We start from the raw sequence: 20,094 nt of genomic DNA on the forward strand, positions 1-20,094 counted from the left end.
GGAGAGATGCCCCACCGTGAGCGCATAGGCCAACGCCGTGTTGTAGCGCAGGATGACCCGGAAGTTCGGCAGGATCAGGAAGGCCGGCCCGCGGGCCCCGGCCGGCAGCAGCAGGCTCGCCCGCGCCGCGTCCGGGCCGGGCGCCGCGCGCATCGGCCGCACCCCGAGCGCTGCCCATTCGGCGAGGCTGCGCTCGGTGGTCTCGTCGGCGAGCCCGATGTCGAATCCCTCGGGCAGCCGGGCCTCCGCCCCCCAGCGCTCGCCGCGCCGCCAGCCCATCGCGGCGAGGTAGTTCGCCGTCGAGGCGAGCGCGTCCGCCGCCGACCAGAGGTCGCGCCGGCCGTCGCCGTCCCCGTCCACGGCGTAGGCGAGGAAGACGCTCGGCATGAACTGGGTGTGGCCGAGCGCCCCGGCCCAGGAGCCGGTGAGCCGTTCAGGTGCGACCTCGCCGCGGGCGAGGATCTGCAGGGCGGCGATCGTCTCGTCCCGCCAATAGGCGGCGCGGCCCGGATCGCCGCAGGCGAGCGTCGCGAGCGCGCGGAGCGCCGGGCGCACGACGCTGGAATCGTCGAGGACGGCACCGTAGCTCGACTCGACGCCCCAGAAGGCCACCAGGGTGAAGCGGTCGACGCCGTAGCGGGCCTCGATCCCGTCGAGCAGGGGCGCCAGCGCCTCCAGCCGTCGGCGCCCCTCCGCGACCCGCGCCTCGCCGGCGCCCGCGTCGAGATAGGCCCAGACCGGGCGGACGAATTCGGCCTGGTTCTGCGTGGCGGCGAGCACCTGGGTATCGGGCGCGAGACCGAGGAGTTGCGCGCCGATGAGCGGCTGCGGAACGCCGCGGGCCTGCGCGGAATCCGCGATGTCGAGCAGGCAGAGGCCGAAGGGCTGACCCGCGGCTTGCGCCGACGACGCCGCGACGAGCGCCGCGCCGATCAGAAGAGCCCGTGTGCCGCGCATGGCCGTCCCCGCCTCACCCACGATGCGGGGCCTATAGCACGCGGCTCGAGTCCGGGTTTCCAAAGGGATCATCCCTTGGGCGGGTCCAGGGCGGAGCCCTGGAGGATCCCGGGATCAGGTGCCCGTCCGTGCGCCGTCGTGGGGCTTGTCGGTCGGCGGAGCCGGGGAGTGCGGGCCCGGCTGCGGCTCGGGGCGCGGCCGGTCCGCGCCCGTGGCGGGGCCCTGAGGCGGCTTCGGGGGCGTGTCCCGCCGGTCGTCGGCCATGGCGGCCTCCATGTCAGGCCGCCTTCCGGTTGACCTGGGCCTCCGCCATGTCGGTGAGCCGCTTGTCCGTCGCCTTCTCCTCGTCGAGGGTCTGCTGCAGCACGCCCGCGCAATCGTCGCGGCCGAGGCGCTTCGCCCAGGCGATCAGCGAGCCGTAGCGGGTGATCTCGTAATGCTCCACCGCCTGCGCGGCGGCGATGAGGGCGGCGTCGAGCACGTCCTTGTCGGCCACCTCGCCCGCGGTCTCGTTCGTCTCCTTGATGATGCCGTCGATGGCCGGGCAATCCACGGCCTTGGGCTGGTGGCCATGCATCTGGAAGATCTGCTCCAGGCGCTTGATCTGGCCCTCGGTCTCACGCAGATGCGTCTCGAAGCCCTGCTTGAGCTGCGGATCGGTCGCCTTGGCGATCATCTTCGGCAGCGCCTTCGTGATCTGGTTCTCGGCGTAGTAGACGTCCTGCAGGGTGTGCACGAACAGGTCGTCGAGCGTCTTGATGTCTCGCGTGAACAGGCCCATCGCGTCCTCCTCCGGTCCATGAGCGTGAGCGGCCCGGCCCTGCGGCACGGCCCGCATTGTTTCGTATCCGTGAGGAGAATCCCGACCCGACCTTCGCGGTTCCGGCGATATACCAAGATCTTCTCAACGAAACTTCAGTAAAGCTCCGCCATTTCAAAGAATAACATAGGTATACATCGAGCCTTTCGGCGCCGGGGCCGGGCGGCATGCGGCGAGACGCCCGCTACCGCCCGCCGCGCAGGGCGAAGCCGAGCAGCCCGAGCCCCGCGACGAGGCAGATGCCGCTCCAGCGCTCCAAACTGACGGCCTGCTCGGGCCGGTGCAGGGACAGGACCGCGAGCGCGACGCCGCAGACGAGGCAGCTGAGACTGACCAGCGAGACCATTGCGCTCCTTCGAACCGGGGATCGGGGCGCTCGCTCTATTGAGCATCGCCCCGCCCCGGAAGGCCGAACAGACCCGAGCCCGCGCCCGAAGCCTCCCGCTGACGCAGGTGTGAACCGGCTCGCGGCAGCCTCGACCTGCGATGACGGGCGCGGCCGCGCGGGCGGCCGCAGCGCGAGGGCGAGGTTTGCACGGCCCGCCGCCTGTGGCATGGGAGCGGCTCCGTCCTCCTAGACCGGATCTGCCCATGCGCACGGCGCTCACCGCCCTCGCCACGCTCGTCGCGGCCACGTTCACGGCCGGCGCGGCCCTCGCCCAGCAGGTCCCCGTCCGCATCGGGGTGATCCCGGTCATCGGGGCGGCGCCGATCTTCGTGGCGAACGGGGAAGGCGGCCTGAAACAGGCGGGCCTGGCCCCGGCCTTCACCACCTTCGAGTCCGGCCCGAACATGATCCAGGCGCTGGCCTCGGGCACCATCGACGTCTACGTGGCCGGCATCGCGCCGCTGGCGGTGGCGCGCACCAAGAACATCGACGTGCGCGTGGTCGCCGCCACGGCGGTCGAGGAGATGGTGTTCGTCGCGGGCCCCAAGCTCGCGCCCTACTTCGCCGCAACGGGCGACAAGGCCGAGGCGTTCCGCCAGTTCAAGGCGAAGGAGGGCCGCGCCGCCCGCCTCGCGACGCAGCCGCCGGGCTCGGTGCCGAACACCACGCTGCAGCACTGGCTCTGGACCGTCGCCAAGGCCGACAAGGCGGACGCGCAGATCGTGCCGATGGGCATCGACGCCACGCAGCAGGCGCTGCTGGCCGGCGCCGTCGACGGCGCCTCGATCCGCGAGCCGGCGCTGACCATCGTCCAGACCCGCAACCCGGCGATCAAGCTCCTCGCCACCGGCGCCGAGATGTTCCCCGACCAGCCGGGCACGGTGGTGGCGGTCTCGGGCGCCTTCGCCGACAAGAACCCGGACGCGGTCCAGGGCCTCGTGGACGCCCTGGTGAAGGCGACCGAGACCCTCAAGACCGACCCCGACAAGGCCGCCCCGGCGGTCGAGCAGGCGCTCGGCAAGGGCATCACGGACCTCGCCACCATCCGCAAGGCGCTGACCTCGCCGGCCGCCAAGTTCACCGCCGACCCGCGCGTCATCGTGGAGGCGACCAAGCAGATGCAGGACTATCAGGTCAGCATCGGCACGCTGGACAAGGCGGTGCCGATCGACGGCCTGTTCGTGCCGAGCTTCTACGAGAAAGCCGCGAAGCGCTAGAGCATGGTCCATCTGTTTGATGGCGCCGCATTGTCTTTCGCGGAACCGGCGACCGCTCCCGCGGACGATGCTCTGAGGCCGCCCGCACGTGAAGAACAGGGTAAAGATGACGTTCGTCAACGGCTTGGAGCCGGTCTCTCACGTGAAGAACCGGCGCTAGGGCGATGCGGCTGATCCGCAGCACGGCGCTTGCCGCGGCCGGGCTTCTCGCCTTCCTGGCCCTGTGGGAGGCCGTGCCCCGGCTCGGCCTCGTCAACCCGGCCTTCCTGCCGCCGCCGAGCACGATTCCCCCCGCCTTCCTGCGCGAGATCGAGCTCGGCGTCTGGCCGGAGGCGGTGCTGTCGAGCCTCAGCCACTACGTCGCCGGCCTCGCGGCGGGCGCGGGCGCCGGCATCGCGCTCGGCCTCGTCAGCGGCATGTCGCGCGGCTTCGAGGCCTTCACCGCCTGGGTGGTGCGGCTGCTGCGCCCGATCCCGGGCCTCGCCTGGGTGCCCTTCGCGATCATCTGGTTCGGCGTTGAGCCCTCGGCCGCCGTGTTCATCATCGCGGTCGGGGTGTTCTGGATCGTGTTCTTCGCGACGCAAGGCGCGGTGCGCGGCGTCGACCGCGACCTGGTCGAGGTCGCGCAGGCCTTCGGCTTCCGCGGCCCCCTGCAGCGGCTCGTCAAGATCCTGCTGCCGGCCGCGACCCCGGGCATTTTGGTGGGCCTGCGCACGGCGCTCGGCCAGGCCTGGATGGCGGTGGTGGCGGCCGAGATCTTCGGCGTGCCCGGCGTCGGCCAGCGCATGATGCAGGCCTCCTCGCTCCTCTCCACCGACATCGTCGTCGTCTACATGCTGACCATGGCCGGCCTCTACGGCCTGTTCGATTCCGCCTTCGTCGCCCTTCAGGGCTGGCTCCTGCGCTGGCGGGCCTGACATGCCGGATCCGATCATCGACATCCGCGGCCTCAGCCTCGCCTACGGCGCGGGCGAGAGCCGCAACGTGGTGCTGGAATCCCTCGACCTCGCGGTCGCCCGCGGCGAGGTGCTGGTCATCGTCGGCGAGTCCGGCGTCGGCAAGTCGACGCTGCTGCGCGTCCTGATGGGCCTGAGCCGCCCGAGCGACGGCCGCGTCGCGATCCATGCGCGGCCCGAGTGCCGCACGCCGATGGCGATGGTGTTCCAGGACGCGCGCCTGCTGCCCTGGCGCCGGGTCATCGACAACGTGGCCTTCGGCCTCGAAGGCTCCGGCCTGACGCGGGCGGCGCGGCGGGAGCGGGCGCGGGCCATGCTGGCGCTGGTCGGTCTCGCCGATCTCGCCGGGCGCTGGCCGCACCAGCTTTCCGGCGGCCAGCGCCAGCGCGTGGCGATCGCCCGGGCGCTCGCCGTCGAGCCGGACGTGCTCCTGATGGACGAGCCGTTCTCGGCGCTCGACAGCTTCACCCGCGAGGGCCTGCAGGACGAGTTGCAGCGCATCACCGCGGAGACCGGCAAGACGGTGCTGTTCGTCACCCACGACATCGACGAGGCGGTCACCATCGCCGACCGCGTCGTGGTGATCGCCGGCCCCCCGGGCCGGATCGCCGCCGAGGTGCGGATCGACCTGCCCCGCCCGCGCCCGCGCCGGGACGCGGCCCTCCAGGACATCGCCCGGCAATTGCGCGCCGAGCTCTCCCGCCGCTCGGCCGAGCTGTAGCTCTCGGTCCGGGATTCCAAAGGGATCATCCCGTTGGTCGGGTGTCGGGGCGAAGCCCTGACCTGCATGCCCCAGGGCTCCGCCCTGGACCCGCGAGAGGGGTGACCCTTCTCGACACCCGGACCTGTCACGCCCGGAGGCGCAGGAGCGCGTAGCCCGCGAGCGCGGCGGCGCCGAGGAACCGCCGCCAGGGATTGACCCCGCGCAGCACCTCGTCGAGGGCCCACCACGCGAAGGCGAGGTCGGCGGCGACGCGCAGTGCCGTGCCGGCACCGCCCGCGGGCGCGAGGATCCGGCCCGCGGCGGCGAGGCCGAGGAACAGCCAGAGCGGCAGGTTCGGCCATTGCCCGATCGTGATCCGCCCGTCGACGCGGCTGCGGAAGCTCCAGTCCAGGGCGCGCCGGAGGCCCTCCACCGGCTCAGCCGCGCTCGGCCTCGGCCCGGCGGATCGGCGCGCAGATCTCCGGGCTGATCTTGTCGAGATGCACGCAGGCCGTGTCGCGGTACCAGGCCCGCAGGGCCGGCTGGCCCGGCGCCACGTAGATGCCGACGAGGATGAAGCCGGCCCCGAGGAGCACGAGCAGGAGGATGAGGTTGCGCATGGCGGGTCGGGGGTTCGAGCGGCTACGCTGCCCCAACGCGTCGGCCCGCCAACCGCTCCCCGGCGGCGGAAGCCCGGATCCCCGTATCGGCCGATGCGCCCGTCCCTCGCCCGGGCCTTCACCGGCCGCTGAGCATGTCGCTGCGGAACGAGGCGTCGAGACGGCGCATGTAGTGCTCGGCGCAGCACATGTGCTCGCGCATGACCCGGCCGACCGCCTCGGCATCCTCCGCCCGGAAGGCCGAGACCAGCTGGCGGTGGCTCTCGAGGTTGTGCGCGCCGAAGGCCGCGTACTCCGTCGCGCTGCCGCCCTGGAACTCGACGAGGTCGCGCAGCAGGCTGTTGATGAAGCGGCACATGAAGCCGAGGAGGGCGTTGTCGCTTGCATCGCAGAGCAGATCGTGGAAGGTCAGCTCGAGGCTGCGGCCGCGGGCGTGCTCGCCGCCGGCGAAGGCCGCCTCGCAGGCCAGGATGTTCTCCTCCAGCCCCCGCAGGGCCTCGGCATCGAGGCGGCCCACCACCGCGAGGCCGAGGGCGACCTCGAGCTCCCGGCGCACGGCGTAGACCTGCGCGAAATCGAGCCGGCGGAAATGCAGGAAGCGCCGCAATTGCTGCGCGGCCGCGTCGATCGAGACGGGCCGGATCTCGGCCCCGCCATTCGGACCCGACCGCATCGCCACCAGCCCCTGCACCTCCAGGGCTTTCAGCGCCTCCCGGATCGTACCCTTGGCGCAGCCGTACTGCTGCATCAGCGTCTGCTCGTTCGGCAGGCGCTGTCCGGGCTCCATCCGCTCACGGGCGATGCGGCGGCAGAGATCCTCGGCGATCTGGTCCGAGAGCTTGATCCGCCGCAGGGGCGCGGAGGCGCTCGCCTCCGCCTCGCTCATCGCGTCTGTTCCGGGGCCTGTCACCGGACCCGTCATGAGGCCGGCCACGCGACCGCGCGGTCGATCGGGTAGGTCGGGCGGGCGAGCTTGGCGAAGGGGAACAGCCCGTAATCGGAGCTGGTCACGCCGGCGCTGGCGCATTCCACCACCGCCCGCGCGATCGGCTCGAAGACCGGGCGGCAATACATGCGCGACTTCAGGATCAGGAAGCGGGCCTCCCGCGGATCGATGCCGACCCCGGTGAAGATCGCGAGGTCCCAGGGCTCGTGCGGCTCCTCCGTCACCAGCACCCGGGCGCGACCGGTCTCGAGGACGGCGGCGCGACCCATCGAGAAGCGCTGGCCGGTATAGGTCGGGCCGCTGACGACGTAGCTGCCATCGCCGAGCGCCGCGACCCGACCCGCCAGCGCGAGGGGGGCCTGGGGCGGGAAGCCCGGCAGCGCGATCCTGTTGCCGAGGTGGATCTCCGCCGCGGCGCCCGCCCCGGCCGCGTAGAGGGCGGCCACGGCCTCGGGATCGCAGATCGGCCCGGCGACGAGGCCGTCGAGGCCGGCCTCCAGGCAGGCGGCGAGTACGTCCATCACGTCGCAGGTGCCGCCGGACATGCAGTTGTCGCCGTGGTCGAGCAGCAGGACGGGCCCCTGGCCGCGTCCCGCCGCCGCCTCCCGCGCCCGCGCGATCGAGTCCGCGAGCGGCGCCTCGTCGTAGACGAACTCCGCCCGACGCGCCCAGATCGCTTCGCCGAGCTCGTCCGCGGCGGCCCGCGCCTGCTCGGCGCTCTCGGCCGCGACCACGAAGGACACGCCGGTCTCGGCGAGGTCGGCGAGGCTGAAGCCGCCGAACAAGGTGGCGGCGAGGATGCCCGGCCGCGCCTCCATGGCCCGGGTCTGTGCGATGAAATCGGCCATGGCGCCGGGCACGCGGGTGTCCATCCGGAGGGTGTGGGCGAGCAGGGGCGGGTGGCACCAGGCCTGGTGCGGGCGCAGGCCGTCATCCAGCATGCGGCCGACGAGGCGGGCGACATGCGCGCCGGTCTCGGCCATGTCCACGTGCGGGTAGGTCTTGAAGCCGACGATGACGTCGGCATGGGCGACCATGCGCGCGGTGACGTTGGCGTGGAGATCGAGGGCGACGCCGAGGGGCACCTGCGGGGCGATGGCCCGGATGCGGGCGAGGAGCTCGCCCTCGCCGTCGTCGTGGCTCTCGGTCACCATCGCACCGTGCAGGTCGAGCAGGATGGCCTCGCAGCCCTCGGACACGGCGGCGAGGATCGCGGCCGACAGGGCCTCGAAGGCTTCGTCCGCGACGGGGCCGCTCGGATTGGCATGGGCCATCACCGGCACGGCGACCTCCGCGCCACGGCTCTCCGCGAAGGCCAGGAAGGCGCCGAGCGCCGTGGCGCTGCCGGTGCCGGCCGCGCGGGCCGCCTCGCCCCAGACGGGATGGAAGGCCGCGAGCGGCGTGGCAAGCGGCGAGAAGGTGTTCGTCTCGTGGTTGAGGCGGGCGGTGACGATGCGCATGGCGGCCTTCGGACGCGGGAGGATTCAGGTGAGCTCAATGGGCCTTCACGCCGAGGAATCGGTCGCGGGCCGCCTCGTCGCGCGCGAACTCCGCCGCGTCGGCGTGGTAGGCGATCCGGCCGAGTTCGAGGATGTAGTGGCGGTCGGCGAGGCTGGTGCAGACGGCGAGGTTCTGCTCGACGAGCAGGATCGGCACCCCCGCGTCCCGGATCAGGCGGATCTGCGCGACGATCTCCTCGACGATGACCGGCGCGAGGCCCTCGACCGGCTCGTCGAGCATCAGGAGCTTCGGGCCGTTGAGCAGGGCGCGGGCGATGGAGAGCATCTGCTGCTCGCCGCCCGACAGCTGCGCGCCGCCGTTGCGGCGCCGCTCCTCCAGCCGCGGGAAGATCCGGTAGACGTCGCGGATCGCCCAGGGCGAGCCCTTGCGCACCGCGATCCTCAGGTTCTCCTCGACGGTGAGCAGGCCGAAGATGCCGCGGTCCTCGGGCACGAGGCAGAGGCCGGCCCTCGCGATGCGGTGGGGCGCCCAGCCCGCGATCTCGGCGCCGCCGAAGGTCACCCGGCCCCTGCGCGGCGGCAGCAGGCCGCTGATGCTGCGCAGCGTCGAGGTCTTGCCCGCGCCGTTGCGGCCGAGCAGGCAGACGATCTCGCCGGCGCGCACCTCCAGGCTCACGCCCTGGAGGATGTGGCTCTTGCCGTAATAGCCGTGGACGTCGTCGAGACGCAGCGCCGTCCCCGCGCTCATCGCAGGTCCCCCGTGATCATGTTGCCGAGATAGGCGCGGCGCACCTCCGGATCGTCCCGCACCGCCGCCGGCCGGCCCTCGACCAGCACCTGGCCGGCGCGCATCACCGTGACGGTGTCGCTGATGTTCATGACGATGCCCATGTTGTGCTCGATGAACAGCACCGTGTGGTCGCGGCCGAGGTCGCGGATCAGGTCGGTCATCGCCCCGATATCGTCGGTGCCCATCCCCGAGGTGGGCTCGTCGAGGAGGATCACCTTCGGCCGGGCCGCCATCGCCATGCCGACCTCGAGGCGCCGCTGCTGCCCGTGCGAGAGCTCGCCCGCCGCCCGGCCGGCGACGGGGCCGAGGTCGAGGCGCTGCAGCAGCGCCCGCACGGTGTCCTGGGCCGCGTCGTGCTCGGGCACCCGGCGCCAGGGGGCGAGGGCGGCCCAGGGCGTGCGCCCCTGGGCCGCCAGCCGCAGGTTCTCGCGCACGCTGAGCGTCGCGAACAGGCTGGTGACCTGGAACGAGCGGGCGAGGCCGAGCCGCACCCGGTCGTCGTCGCGGGTGCGGGTGATGTCCCGGCCGCCCAGGGTGATGCGGCCGCCCGCCGTGCGGATGCGGCCGGTCAGCGCGTGGAACAGGGTGGTCTTGCCCGCCCCGTTCGGGCCGATGATCGCGTGGACGCTGTTGGCGCGCACGCGCAGGGTCACGTCCTTGAGCGCGACGAAGCTGCCGTAGCGGACCCCGAGTCCCTCGGCGGCGAGGGCGGGCTCGAAGGCGCCCGCAGAGGCGGGGGCATGGGTGGGGGAGGCGGCGGTCACGGGCGGCTCTCCTCCGGCACGGCGCCCTCGGCGGGGGCGCGCGTCACGAGCGCGGCGGCCCGCTCGACCAGGCCCCAGAGGCCGCGCTGCATGAACAGGGCGATGGCGATGAGGAGGGCGCCGAGCAGCAGGAGCCAGCGCGGCCAGATCGCCGAGAGCAGGTCGCCGGCGACGAGATAGAAGGCGGCGCCGAGCACCGAGGCGAACAGGTTCGCACCCCCGCCGATGATCGTCATGATCAGCAGCGTCTCGCTGGTGTGGTACTCGATGTTCGAGAGCGGCGCGACGCCGATCAGCATGGCGTGCAGCGCGCCCGCCAGCGCCGTCACAGCCCCCGAGATCGCGAAGGCTGCGACCTTGAAGGCGCGCACCGGGAAGCCGATGGCGCTGGCCCGGGCCTCGTTGTCGCGGATCGCGAGCAGCGTGCGGCCGAAGGTCGAGAGGGCCACGCGCTGGAGCACGGCGAAGAGTGCGAGGAAGAGCACGGCGACATAGGCGTAGTAGGACCAGGGATCGGCGAGCGCCCGGCCGCCGAGCCGCGGGCGCGGCACGTTGAGCAGGCCGTTGTCGCCCCCGGTCAGGTCGCTGAACGTGTAGGCCAGGAAGTAGAACAGCTGCGAGAAGGCGAGCGTCAGCATCACGAAGTAGACGCCCTGCCGCCGGATCGAGAGCCAGCCGACCGCGGTGGCGGTGGCGGCGCCGACGAGGGCGACGGCCGGCAGCATCACCGGGGCCGGCCAGCCGGCGCGCAGCAGGAGGAGGCCGGAGACGTAGCTGCCGAGCCCGAAGAAGATGCCCTGCCCGAAGGAGAGCAGGCCGGTATAGCCGAGCAGCAGGTTGCAGGCCGCGGCGGCGAGCCCGTAGATCAGGATCTCGCTGGCGAGCGTGCCCGAGCGCAGGACGAGCGGCAGCACGAGCACGGTGATCGCGGCGAGGGCGAAATGGACGAGGGGACGCTCGAGGAGGCGGGTCATCGCGGGCTCCCTCACGCGCGTCCGAACAGGCCGCGCGGCATCATCACGATGATCGCAGCCATGCCGAGATAGATCATCAGCCGGGCGCCCTCGGGCCAGAGCGTCGCCATCAGGCTCTGGGCGATGCCGACCGCGAGCCCCGCCGCCAGCGCCCCGGCGTAGCTGCCCATGCCGCCGATCACCACGACCACGAAGGCGACGCTCAGCGCCTCGACGCTCATGAACGGATCGACGCCGCGGATCGGCGCCGCGAGCGCCCCCGCGAGCCCGGCGAGCCCGGCACCGAGCCCGAACACCGCCGTGTTGATGCGCCGCGTGTCGTAGCCGAGCAGCGCCATGTCCTCGGCCGATTCCGAGCCGGCGCGGACGATCGCGCCGAGCCGCGTGCCCTCAAGCAGCCACCACAGGGCGCCGGCCAGCACCGCCGTGAAGGCGATCACGAAGAGCCGGTACTCGGGGTAGACGAAGTCGCCGAGGATGACGATTCCGGACAGGCCCTCGGGCGGCGCGAGATTGCCGCCGATCGGCCCCCAGACGATGATCACGATCTCCTGCACCACCAGGGCGAGGCCCACCGTGGCGAGGATGTGGAAGGTGTGCGCCTGCTTGTAGACCCGCCGCAGCAGCACCGCCTCGGTCACGGCGGCGAGCACCGCCACGGCGAGGCCGGCCAGCGGCAGGGCGAGCCAGAAGCTCACCCCGCGCTCGACCATCGCGTAGGCGAGATAGGCGCCGAGCATGTAGAACGCCCCGTGCGCGAAGTTCACGAACTGCAACAGCCCGAAGATGACGCTCAATCCCACCGCGAGCAGGAAGTAGAGCATCCCCAGGCCGATGCCGTTGAGGATCTGGAACAGGTAGGTCACGCGGGCCTCTGGGAGCCTGTCTGAACGGCCGATCCGTCCGCGGCCTCGTCCGTCGCGGCCGCGGCGCGGCGTCTCGGGACGAGGCGGGGGACGGGGTCCAACGGTCTCGCCCGGCGGCTCAGGTCATCTTGCACTCGGCCGCTTCGGGCGAGAGGAACGACTTGCCGGAGCTGACGATGTCGACGAAATCGTCCTTGTCGGCCATCTTCGCCTTGGGCTTGCCCTTGAGCAGGTAGTAATCCTTGATCACCTGATGGTCCGCGGCGCGGATCTGCTCCTCGCCGGTGAGGCCGGCATAGGTCAGGCCTTCGAGGGCCTTGGTCACCGCCGGCCCCTCGGTCGAGCCGGCCTTGGCGGCGGCGTCGAGCAGGAGCTTGCTGAGCAGGTAGGAGCCGGCGAAGGAGTAGTTCGGGCTGAACTTGCGCGTCTCGCGCACCTTGGCCACCAGCGCCGTGTTCAGCGGCGTGTCGACGCCGTGCCAGTACTGGGCGCCGAAATAGATGCCCTCGCAGAGGTCGGGGCCGAGCGCCTCGAACTGCTCCAGGCCCGACGCCCAGGCGAGCACGATGGTCATGCGCTTCTTCAGCCCGAAGCTCACCGCCTGACGCAGGGTGTCGGAGGATTGCGAGCCGAAGCTCAGGATCAGCAGCACGTCGGGCTTGGCCGCGATGGCGTTGGTCAGGTAGCCGCTGAACTCCTTCTCGGCGAGCGAGTGGTAGCTGTTGCCCACATGCTCGATGCCCTTCTCCTGGAAGACCGCCTTGGCCGCGCTCAGGAGCCCCTCGCCGAACACGTATTGCGGCGTGATCGTGTACCAGCGCTTGGCCTGCGGCATCTGCGCGATCAGCGGGCGCACGGTCTGGGCGATCGCCCCATAGGTGGGCACGCTCCAGCGGAAGGTGCCGCGGTTGCACTCCTTGCCGGTAATCTCGTCGGCGCCCGCGGTGGTGAAGAAGACGCCGCCGCCATTCATCACCTCCTTGCCCATCACCAGCGCCTCGGAGGAGAGGATGCCGCCCGCGAAGAGCCGCGTGCCCTCGGCCATCGCCTCCTGCACCCGGCGCGCCGCCGTCGCCGGCTTGCCCTCGGTGTCGAGGTCGCGCGCCACGACCTTCCGGCCGAGCACCGTGCCGGCCTCCTCGGCGGCCAGGGCCGCGCCGAGCGCCGCGAACTTCCCGTTCGCCGCGAAGGCTCCCGACATCGGCAGGGGCGCCCCGACGACCAGATTGCCCTCCGCGGCCGCGGCACCGCGCAGCAGGGGCGGCGCGCCGAGCGTGGCGGCGGCGAGGGCAGTCTGGGTGAGGAATGCACGACGGTTGAGCATGAGGCCTCCGCAGCGGCGAGGATCGAGGTATCTATCCGATCTATACGCATCAATTGTGCCGCAGCGCCTCGCGGGAGACCAGAGGCTTTCGTGACAGTGCGGCCGGCCCCGTTGTCCCCCCTGCCGAGATCGCGGACATTGATCCGCGCGGCCTGTCGCCCGCGCGGCGCGCGATGGGGTCCCGTGAAGCCCGGACCCGGCGTCCCGACAGGATCGGCCCGACGGGATCGGACGGGGCGGGTTGCGAGGTCAGGCCATTTCCGGAGAGCTTCCCGCCGCGGCAACCCTGAGCCGCCTCGACCTCAAGACGCTGCGGCTCTTCGCGGCGATCTGCGAGGAGGGCACGCTCAACGGCGCGGCCCGCCGCGCGGCGATCGCCCCTTCGGCGGTGAGCAAGCGGCTGGCCGAGCTGGAATTGACCCTCGGCTGCACCCTGATGGTGCGGGAGCCCCGGGGCATGCGCCCGACTCCGGCCGGCGAGACCCTGCTGCACCACACCCGGCGCATGCTGGCGAGCGCCGAGCAGATCGCGCTCGAACTCGCCGAGCATGCCCGCGGCGTGCGCGGCTTCGTCCGGATGCTGGCGAACCTCTCGGCGATCGTGCAGTTCCTGCCCGAGGACCTGCAGGCCTTCCTGGCGGCGCAGGAGCGCATCCGGGTCGATCTGGAGGAGCGCCCGAGCGGCGGCGTGGTGGCCGGTGTGGAGGAGGGTGCGGCCGACCTCGGCATCTGCGCCGGCGGCACCGATACCCGCTCGCTCACCGCCCACCGCTACCGCGGCGACCGGCTGGTGCTGGTGATGCCGGCCGACCATCCGCTCGCCGGCCGCCCGGCCCTGGCCCTGTCCGAGACCCTCGACTACGACCATGTCGGCATGCATGCCGCGAGCTCGATCTACGCCGCGCTCCGCGACGAGGCGCGCCGCCTCGGGCGCCCCTTGCGCCTGCGCATCCACGTGCCGAGCTTCGACGCGATCTGCCGCATGGCGCAGGCCGGGATGGGGCTCGGCACCGTGCCGGAGGGGGTCTACGCGCTGCTCGGGCCGCAGATGCGGCTCACCGCCGTGCCCCTCACCGACCCCTGGGCGCAGCGCGCGCTCACCCTGGTGGTCCGCCCGGGCGCCCTGCCGCCGGCCGCCGCCCTGCTCCTCGACCACCTGCGCGCCGCCGGACCGTGAGGGGCCGATCGACCTCGGGGGAGGGCGCTCGAAGCGGTTTCCGGTGCATCGCTTCGGCTTGAAGCGCGTCCCCCTCTCCCCGCCGGGCGGGGAGAGGGTCGCGACGACTTCGTCGTCGGCGCGACGAGCGGCAGCGAGGGTGAGGGGGTGATTCCGGAGGAGGCTCTTCCTCAACCGCCCCCTCACCCTCGGCTGCCGCCTCGCCGCGCTCCCCGCCCGGATCTCGGGCTTGCCCGAGATCCGCACCGGGGAATCGAAGTCGGGCAGGCCCGACTTCGGGCGGGGAGAGGGGATGCGCTACCACCCCGCTCGAACAGCCTCTACGGCTGCGCGGACCAGACGTTGATCACCCGCATCGCCGCCGGCTCGGCGCCGTTGCGCGCCTCGGCCGAGACCGGGGCGAGATTGCGCGGGGCGTTGCGCTTCATCCGAGCGAGCACGCGGCGCGCCTCGTCCGCGGGCAGGGCGCCGACGGGCGCGACCATGGCGGCGAGCTGCTGGCGGGTGCGCCGGTCCACGAGGCGGGAATTCTGAGCCGGCTCGAAGTCGCGCATCGTGTGGCGCTTCTCGACCGGCCCCGTGAAGACCTGCGGCCCGGTCTTCAGGATGACGATGTCGCCGGGGCGCAGGGTCTCGTCCTTCATCAGCGCGGCGGCCGGCCCCTGGGACATGTCCAGCGGGGTCTGGCGGTCGGTGATCTTCACCTTGAGGGGCTCGGATTTCGGAAGGGCGGCGTAGCGGGTGCGCAGGCGCTGGCGGGCCGCGCCGCGGTCGTGCCGGCGAGAGGGGACGTAGCCGCCAGAGCCGGCCTGGACCTGCGGTTGCATCTGGGGCTGGGGCGCCTCCTGTCGGGCCCGGCCGAACAGGGCTTCGAAGAAGCCGACCTCCTGGGCGTGTGCGCCGCTCTGGGCCGCAGTGCCGGCCAGCAATCCGAGCGCGGTCAGCGCCAGGGCGGCGCGGCGGGGGCGTGTCGGAAGCATCCGGGATCTCCGTGGCGCGCTGACGCGGGCGTCGTTCAAGCGCTCAACGGGAAGTTGACCTCGGCAGTTCCGAAACTTTCAGCCTTCGTTAAGCTCCCGGCTCCCGGACCCGTCAGGCCGGCTCGGCCTGCTCGCCCTCGCCGATGCAGTCGAGGGCGCGCTCCACGGCGCTCACCGCATCGAGGAGATGTTGCACGGTGCGCTCGACCTCCAGGGCCGGACGGCCGGTGGCGGCGGCGCGGGCGCAGACATCCTCGAGCTGCTCCAGCAGGGTGAGGAGGTCTCCGGCGACGGCCACGACCTCGCAGCGGGCGAGTTGCGCGACGGGCTGGCGCTGGCGGAAGGGCACGACGTTGCTCATCGCCGACGGTTCTCGCTCGAATCCGGCCGGATTCGCCAGGGGGCAGGGCGCCTCCTCCACACGATTGCCGGGAGGCGGTGCGGCAAAGCCGCGGGCGTGGTGAGTTTTCCGTGGCCGCATCACATCAGTTGCGCGCCGACGCGTTCACCGCCGCGCGCCTCGGCTTGACCGCGCGCCGCGCGCGGGCCACTCGGCCCGACCCGGTGCAGGGCGCGGCCTCACGGATGCCGGCTTCGCGCGCGAGGATCCCGTTCCAGCCCCTCACCACGAGGCCTTTTCGCGATGCGCTTCCTTCTCCTCCCCGTCGTCCTGCTGACCGGCCTCGGCCTCGCCGCCTGCAGCAGCACCGAGGGCTCGGACAGCCGCAGCGGCTTCTCCGAGCAGTTCAGCACCGACAATTTCCGGCGCTCCAACGACACCAACGGCACGCAGTCCCGCCGGGACGTGAACCGCGCCTACACCCAGCCGAGCCTTCCGACGATCGGCAACCGGGGGTACTGAGACACGGCTCCCCTCCCCCTCGGCGGGGGAGGGGAGCCGCCGTCAGCGCCGCGACACCGCGTCGGCGAAGGCGACGATGCGGTTGCGGGCGTAGGTGGGCAGGCCGGCGCTGATCGAGTTGCCGGTGTTGAAGCTCGAATTGCCCATCAGCACCTGGGCCGGGAGCAGGTTCTTCAGCACCGGCACGCGGGCATATTCCGCCTTGCGGTCGAGCACGTCCGCCTTGATGGCGAGCGCCATGTAGGTGGTCACCACCGTCTTCTGCGGGTCGCCCGGCATGGGCTGGAACACCGCCAGGAACTTGCCGAAGCGCAGGATCTGGTTGACCCAGAAGATGGTCTGCTCGATGCCGCCGGTCACCGCCGTATCGATCTTGGTGAGCCCGGAAAGCGCCGCGGCCTGCTCCGGCGGCAGCGTGTGCAGCTCGCTCTGGAACGAGACGTACTCGGCGATCTTCTTGGACGAGCCTTCCTCCAGCTTGTTGGCGAGCTTCACGCCGAGCGGCAGCTTGCCCTCCAGGTCGTAGCGGGACTCGATGCAGGTGCCGGCCTCGCACCAGGGCCGGTCGGGCCGGCGGGCGAAGGCGGCGGCCGGGTCCTTGGTCGGCGTCACCTCGGCGGGGTTGAGCGCCTTGTGCCGGATCGCCGGGTCCATCCGCTTGACGAAGTCGAGATTGGCGAAGGCGTTGAGGTCGATCGCCTCTGGCGGGCGGGCCACCACGAAGCGCCCTTCCGCCACGTAGACCTTCAGGGTCTCGTGGCGCTGCTTCGTCACCCCGTTCACGGTCTGGGCGTAGTCCGGCTCCTTGTATCCGGGGAAGGGCGAGAGGGCGGCGGCCTCGGCCGGGCGCAGGCGCAGCCAGTCGAGATAGGGCACGAGGCCGCTCTCGGGGTTCGCCGGCTGGTCGCGGTGGTCGGTGAACAGGATGGTGCCGGGCTTCAAGGTCGCCGGATCCTGCGCGGTCACCGAGGGGACCTCCCTGATGCGGTCGGAGGCGGGTCCCTGCGCGGGGGTCTGCGGCGCGGTCTGGGCCAGGGCGGGGCAGGCGGCACAGGCGGCCAGGAGGGCGAGCGACAGGGTCGCCGGACGCAGCGTCTTCACGGACATTCCTCGATTGGGATCAGGCGGGTCAGTAGCGCGGGTCGTCGCCGAACAGGTAGTCCGGGTCGCGGCGGCGGGGCCGCACGTCCTCGTCGTCGCCGAAGGGCGAGCGCTGGGTTCCGGGCCAGGGCCGGTAGCCGTCGAGGTCGCCCTGCGCGCGGCGGCTGCGCGCCGCCGGCCGCTCGCCGAACGGGTCGAGCAGGTCGGGCTCGGCCCTCCGCGCGCGGCCGCCGGACAGGCCGCCGAAGAGATCGCCCTGCACGTCGGCCCCGTCCTCGGCGCCGGCGAGGTCGCCGTCCTCGGCGTCGGGCCTGAGCGCGTAGAGGGTCTCGCGCGGCACGAGGCGGTACTGCGTGTCGGCCACGCGCCCGTCGCCGCCCAGGCGGAAATGCTCGAGGAAGCCGCCGCCGCGCTGGCCGCTGCGGGCATCGACGGCGATGTCGGCGATGAGCGGCCGCGCCTCCGGGGAGGGGCCGCGCAGCGGGGTCTTGGGCACGCCGTTGGCCCAGACCGCCTCGACGATGCGGCCGGCGATCGGCACGGCGAGATGGCCGCCGGTCTGGCCGCGGCCCAGCGTCCGGCGGGTGCCGTCGGCATTGTCGTAGCCGACCCAGACCACCACCGAGACCTCGTTGGTCAGCCCGGCGAACCAGGCGTCGTTCTCGTTCTCCGAGGTGCCGGTCTTGCCGGCCAGATAGGCCCCGTAGCGGGCGAGGGCCGCCGCGGTGCCGTGCTGCACGACGCCCTGCAGCATGGTCTTCAGCTGGTAGAAGGAGACCCGGTCGGCCGAGCCGATCCGCGCCGGCTCGCGCGCGGCGTGGCTGTAGACCGGCTTGCCGTCGCGCTCGACCGATTCCAGCGCGTAGGGCGCGGGCCGCGCGCCCTCGTTCGCCACCGCGGCGTAGAAGCCGGCCAGATCCAGCATGCGCACCGGCTGCGCGCCGAGCACGAAGGGATAGTAGGGCTCGCACTCGGCATAGAGCTGGGCCTCCAGCGCGATGTCGCAGACCCGCTTGAGGCTCTGCGGCGCCTTCTCCGCGATGCCGCCCTGGAGGAGGCGGGCGGTGACGAGGTTCTTCGAGAATTCGAGGCCGCGCCGCAGGGTCACCGGGCCGGAGCCGGCGCCGTCATAGTTCTTGGGCGACCAGGACTCGCCGACGCCCCCGATCGGCGGCAGGGTCACGGGACTGTCCATCACCAGGGTGTTGGGCTGGAGGCCGGCATTCAGCGCGGCGAGATAGGTGAGGGGCTTGAGCGTCGAGCCGGGCTGGCGCACCGCCTGGGTCACCCGGTTGAGCTGGCTCAGCGGGTAGGAGAAGCCGCCGGCCATGGCCAGGATCCGGCCGGTGCGGTTCTCCAGCACCAGGGCGGCGCCCTGCACGGTCGGACGCACCCGGATCTCGGCCCGCGGCCCACCCTTGCCGTCGCGCAGCTTCACCCGCACCGCGTCGTAGGGCTGGAGCTTGCCGCGGGCGATGCCCGGATCGAGGGCGGCCACGCGGCCGTCGGGCAGGCCGACCTTCACGCCGTTGCGGCCGGTCTCCAGCACGATCGCGAGCGGCCAGTGCACGTCGTAGAGCGCGGGCCGCGCGCTCTCCAGCGCCCGCAGCCAGGCGGGTTTGGGTCCGGCGGGCTTCGCAGCCGGGGATTTCGGGGCGGGGCCTTTCGGGGCAGGGGGCTTCGTGGCCGCAAGCCTGGACGCGGCCTTCGCCTCCGCCCTGCCCGCGCCGGCCGATCCGGCGCCCGTGCGGTCGCGCGGCGGCTCGGCACCCGTCACGGTCGGGGCGGATTGCGGGGCGGCCTCGGGGGCGGGCGAGGCGGCCTCGAGGCGCCGCACGCTCTCGGCGAGGGTCAGCTCGGGCCCGCTCCAGCTCTGCCGCCCGGTGGCGCGCTCGTAGGTGGCGAGCCCGTCCTGGAGCGCGCCCTCCACCGCCCGCTGCAGCCCGGCATTGATCGTGGAGCGCACCGTGTAGGAGGCGGCCGTCAGCGACTCGACGCCCGCCAGCGTGCGCGCCTCGCGGTTCAGATAGTCCACCACGTAGAAGCCGCTGTCGCGCCGCGCGGTCTCGATCGGCTTGAGGCCGAGATCGGCCTTCACGGCCTCGGCCATCTGCGCCTCGGTGATCGCGCCCTCCTCCTTCAGGCGCGAGAGCACGTAGGCGCGGCGCTCGCGGGCGCGGTCGGGGTACCTGTCGGGGCTGTAGAAGTTCGGGCCCTTGGGCATGCCGGCGAGCAGGGCGGCCTCCGGCAGGGTGAGCGCGCCCACCGACTTCCCGAAATAGGAGCGCGCCGCCATCTCGATGCCGTAGGCGCCGCGGCCCAGATAGATCCCGTTGAGGTAGAGCCCGAGGATCTGGGGCTTGGTCAGGATCCGCTCCAGGCGGGCCGCGACGATCATCTCGCGGATCTTGCGCTCGTAGGTGACGTCGTCGCCCACCGAGAGGTTCTTCACCACCTGCTGCGTGATGGTGGAGCCGCCCTGCGGGCGCCCGGGCGCGGCGAGGTTGCCGATGAAGGCGCGGATCACGCCGCGCTCGTCGATGCCGCGGTGGCTCTCGAAGCGCTTGTCCTCGGCCGCGATGAAGGCCTTCTGCACGAGGGCGGGCACGCTCTCGATCGGCACGTTGAGGCGGCGCCCGTTCGCCTCGAAGGTCTCGGCGAAGGGCTGGCCCGCCCCGTCGAGGATCTGGGTCATGCCGGGCAGCGCCTTGTCGCGCAGGGCCTCGGCGGTCGGCAGGTTCTCGGTGGCCTTGTTGTAGAACTCGATCACCGCCTTCGCCTCGAAGGGGGCATTGGCCGGGTTCTCGCCCTTGCAGAACTGGCGGTAGCTCGTGTTGAGCTCGCCGATATCGAGCCCGTGCAGGATCTTCGGGGCCGAGGCGCCGGCCACCGCGCTCGGATCCTCCATGGCGGTGGAGATCAGCTCGTCGAGGTTGATGTCCTCGATGTCGAAGGCCTTGCGCATATGGGCGCAGCCGTCGCGCAGGATCTGCACGACCTGCGCCCCGTCGCTGGCCGCGTCGAAGCGCGTCTTCACGGCGTCCGGCCGCGTCGTGACCTGGCTGAGGGTCAGCGCGGTCGCGAACAGCTTGATCAGGATGGCGTTCATACGATCCGGGTGCGGCGCGGCGCGGGAACTCGGTCCCGGCCGCTTCGAGACAACGCCGGGGCGGCTGAACAGGGCCTGGA

At 72.4% G+C, this 20,094-nt stretch carries 21 protein-coding genes; 5 read left to right on the plus strand and 16 right to left on the minus strand.

The window, feature by feature from the left end:
• The 3 genes from MET9862_RS13535 to MET9862_RS29360 all read right to left on the minus strand — a co-directional run.
• Positions 1–957 (minus strand): lytic murein transglycosylase (locus tag MET9862_RS13535; RefSeq protein ID WP_142583487.1); only part of this gene is annotated, 957 nt, incomplete at its 3' end.
• Positions 958–1,234: 277 nt separating this feature from the next.
• The gene (locus MET9862_RS13540; protein ID WP_142583513.1) at positions 1,235–1,738 is read right to left on the minus strand and encodes a YciE/YciF ferroxidase family protein; all 504 of its coding nucleotides are present in this window, start codon (positions 1,736–1,738) and stop codon (positions 1,235–1,237) included.
• Positions 1,739–1,961: 223 nt separating this feature from the next.
• Positions 1,962–2,123, minus strand: a complete 162-nt coding sequence (locus MET9862_RS29360) for a hypothetical protein (protein WP_185156864.1) — start codon at positions 2,121–2,123, stop codon at positions 1,962–1,964.
• A gap of 245 nt (positions 2,124–2,368) precedes the next feature.
• On the opposite strand from MET9862_RS29360, the gene MET9862_RS13545 reads away from it, so the two are divergent.
• The 3 genes from MET9862_RS13545 (at position 2,369) to MET9862_RS13555 (ending at position 5,059) form a co-directional block, all read left to right on the plus strand.
• Positions 2,369–3,382 (plus strand): ABC transporter substrate-binding protein, encoded by a 1,014-nt coding sequence (locus MET9862_RS13545; RefSeq protein WP_142583488.1) that lies wholly within the window; start codon positions 2,369–2,371, stop codon positions 3,380–3,382.
• Positions 3,383–3,546: 164 nt separating this feature from the next.
• Positions 3,547–4,299, plus strand: coding sequence for an ABC transporter permease (locus MET9862_RS13550; protein WP_142583489.1), 753 nt, complete (start codon positions 3,547–3,549; stop codon positions 4,297–4,299).
• A 1-nt stretch (position 4,300) separates the two neighbouring features.
• Entirely contained in the window at positions 4,301–5,059 is a 759-nt protein-coding gene (locus MET9862_RS13555; RefSeq protein WP_142583490.1) for an ABC transporter ATP-binding protein, read from the plus strand.
• Between the two features lie 127 nt (positions 5,060–5,186).
• On the opposite strand, the gene MET9862_RS13560 is transcribed toward MET9862_RS13555, so the two are convergent.
• From MET9862_RS13560 to MET9862_RS13600, 9 genes are all read right to left on the minus strand, one after another.
• Positions 5,187–5,474, minus strand: a complete 288-nt coding sequence (locus MET9862_RS13560) for a hypothetical protein (RefSeq protein ID WP_142583491.1) — start codon at positions 5,472–5,474, stop codon at positions 5,187–5,189.
• A gap of 4 nt (positions 5,475–5,478) precedes the next feature.
• Complete coding sequence (locus MET9862_RS13565; RefSeq protein ID WP_142583492.1) at positions 5,479–5,661, minus strand: hypothetical protein; 183 nt, start codon at positions 5,659–5,661, stop codon at positions 5,479–5,481.
• 118 nt (positions 5,662–5,779) lie between these two features.
• Positions 5,780–6,547, minus strand: coding sequence for a FadR/GntR family transcriptional regulator (locus MET9862_RS13570; protein WP_142583493.1), 768 nt, complete (start codon positions 6,545–6,547; stop codon positions 5,780–5,782).
• Positions 6,548–6,579: 32 nt separating this feature from the next.
• Positions 6,580–8,067, minus strand: a complete 1,488-nt coding sequence (locus MET9862_RS13575) for a M81 family metallopeptidase (RefSeq protein WP_142583494.1) — start codon at positions 8,065–8,067, stop codon at positions 6,580–6,582.
• 34 nt (positions 8,068–8,101) lie between these two features.
• Complete coding sequence (locus MET9862_RS13580; protein ID WP_142583495.1) at positions 8,102–8,815, minus strand: ABC transporter ATP-binding protein; 714 nt, start codon at positions 8,813–8,815, stop codon at positions 8,102–8,104.
• Positions 8,812–9,621 (minus strand): ABC transporter ATP-binding protein, encoded by an 810-nt coding sequence (locus tag MET9862_RS13585; RefSeq protein ID WP_142583496.1) that lies wholly within the window; start codon positions 9,619–9,621, stop codon positions 8,812–8,814. Before MET9862_RS13585 ends, MET9862_RS13580 begins: the two co-directional genes overlap by 4 nt.
• Positions 9,618–10,595: a branched-chain amino acid ABC transporter permease gene (locus MET9862_RS13590; protein ID WP_142583497.1), complete on the minus strand. Its 978-nt coding sequence runs from the start codon at positions 10,593–10,595 to the stop codon at positions 9,618–9,620. Before MET9862_RS13590 ends, MET9862_RS13585 begins: the two co-directional genes overlap by 4 nt.
• Before the next feature lie 11 nt (positions 10,596–10,606).
• Positions 10,607–11,461 carry a branched-chain amino acid ABC transporter permease gene (locus MET9862_RS13595; protein WP_142583498.1) on the minus strand — a complete coding sequence of 285 codons (855 nt, stop codon included), beginning with the start codon at positions 11,459–11,461 and terminating at the stop codon, positions 10,607–10,609.
• 118 nt (positions 11,462–11,579) lie between these two features.
• Complete coding sequence (locus tag MET9862_RS13600) at positions 11,580–12,785, minus strand: ABC transporter substrate-binding protein (protein WP_142583499.1); 1,206 nt, start codon at positions 12,783–12,785, stop codon at positions 11,580–11,582.
• Positions 12,786–13,026: 241 nt separating this feature from the next.
• Here MET9862_RS13600 and MET9862_RS13605 point away from each other — a divergent pair, with 241 nt between their 5' ends.
• A complete protein-coding gene (locus MET9862_RS13605; protein ID WP_438616615.1) occupies positions 13,027–13,962 on the plus strand; it encodes a LysR family transcriptional regulator in 936 nt (311 codons plus the stop codon).
• 320 nt (positions 13,963–14,282) lie between these two features.
• Here MET9862_RS13605 and MET9862_RS13610 read toward each other — a convergent pair whose 3' ends face one another.
• Together MET9862_RS13610 and MET9862_RS13615 are read right to left on the minus strand one after the other, a co-directional pair.
• Positions 14,283–14,942 (minus strand): hypothetical protein, encoded by a 660-nt coding sequence (locus MET9862_RS13610; protein WP_142583500.1) that lies wholly within the window; start codon positions 14,940–14,942, stop codon positions 14,283–14,285.
• Positions 14,943–15,054: 112 nt separating this feature from the next.
• Positions 15,055–15,303, minus strand: coding sequence for a hypothetical protein (locus MET9862_RS13615; protein WP_142583501.1), 249 nt, complete (start codon positions 15,301–15,303; stop codon positions 15,055–15,057).
• Between the two features lie 282 nt (positions 15,304–15,585).
• On the opposite strand from MET9862_RS13615, the gene MET9862_RS13620 reads away from it, so the two are divergent.
• Positions 15,586–15,804: a hypothetical protein gene (locus tag MET9862_RS13620; RefSeq protein WP_142583502.1), complete on the plus strand. Its 219-nt coding sequence runs from the start codon at positions 15,586–15,588 to the stop codon at positions 15,802–15,804.
• Between the two features lie 42 nt (positions 15,805–15,846).
• On the opposite strand, the gene MET9862_RS13625 is transcribed toward MET9862_RS13620, so the two are convergent.
• Both MET9862_RS13625 and MET9862_RS13630 read right to left on the minus strand, forming a co-directional pair.
• Positions 15,847–16,911 carry a hypothetical protein gene (locus MET9862_RS13625; RefSeq protein WP_142583503.1) on the minus strand — a complete coding sequence of 355 codons (1,065 nt, stop codon included), beginning with the start codon at positions 16,909–16,911 and terminating at the stop codon, positions 15,847–15,849.
• 22 nt (positions 16,912–16,933) lie between these two features.
• On the minus strand, positions 16,934–20,014 hold the full coding sequence (locus MET9862_RS13630) for a penicillin-binding protein 1A (RefSeq protein ID WP_142583504.1): 3,081 nt from the start codon (positions 20,012–20,014) through the stop codon (positions 16,934–16,936).
• Positions 20,015–20,094 lie beyond the last annotated feature (80 nt).

Source organism: Methylobacterium symbioticum (assembly GCF_902141845.1).
Taxonomy (GTDB): domain Bacteria; phylum Pseudomonadota; class Alphaproteobacteria; order Rhizobiales; family Beijerinckiaceae; genus Methylobacterium; species Methylobacterium symbioticum.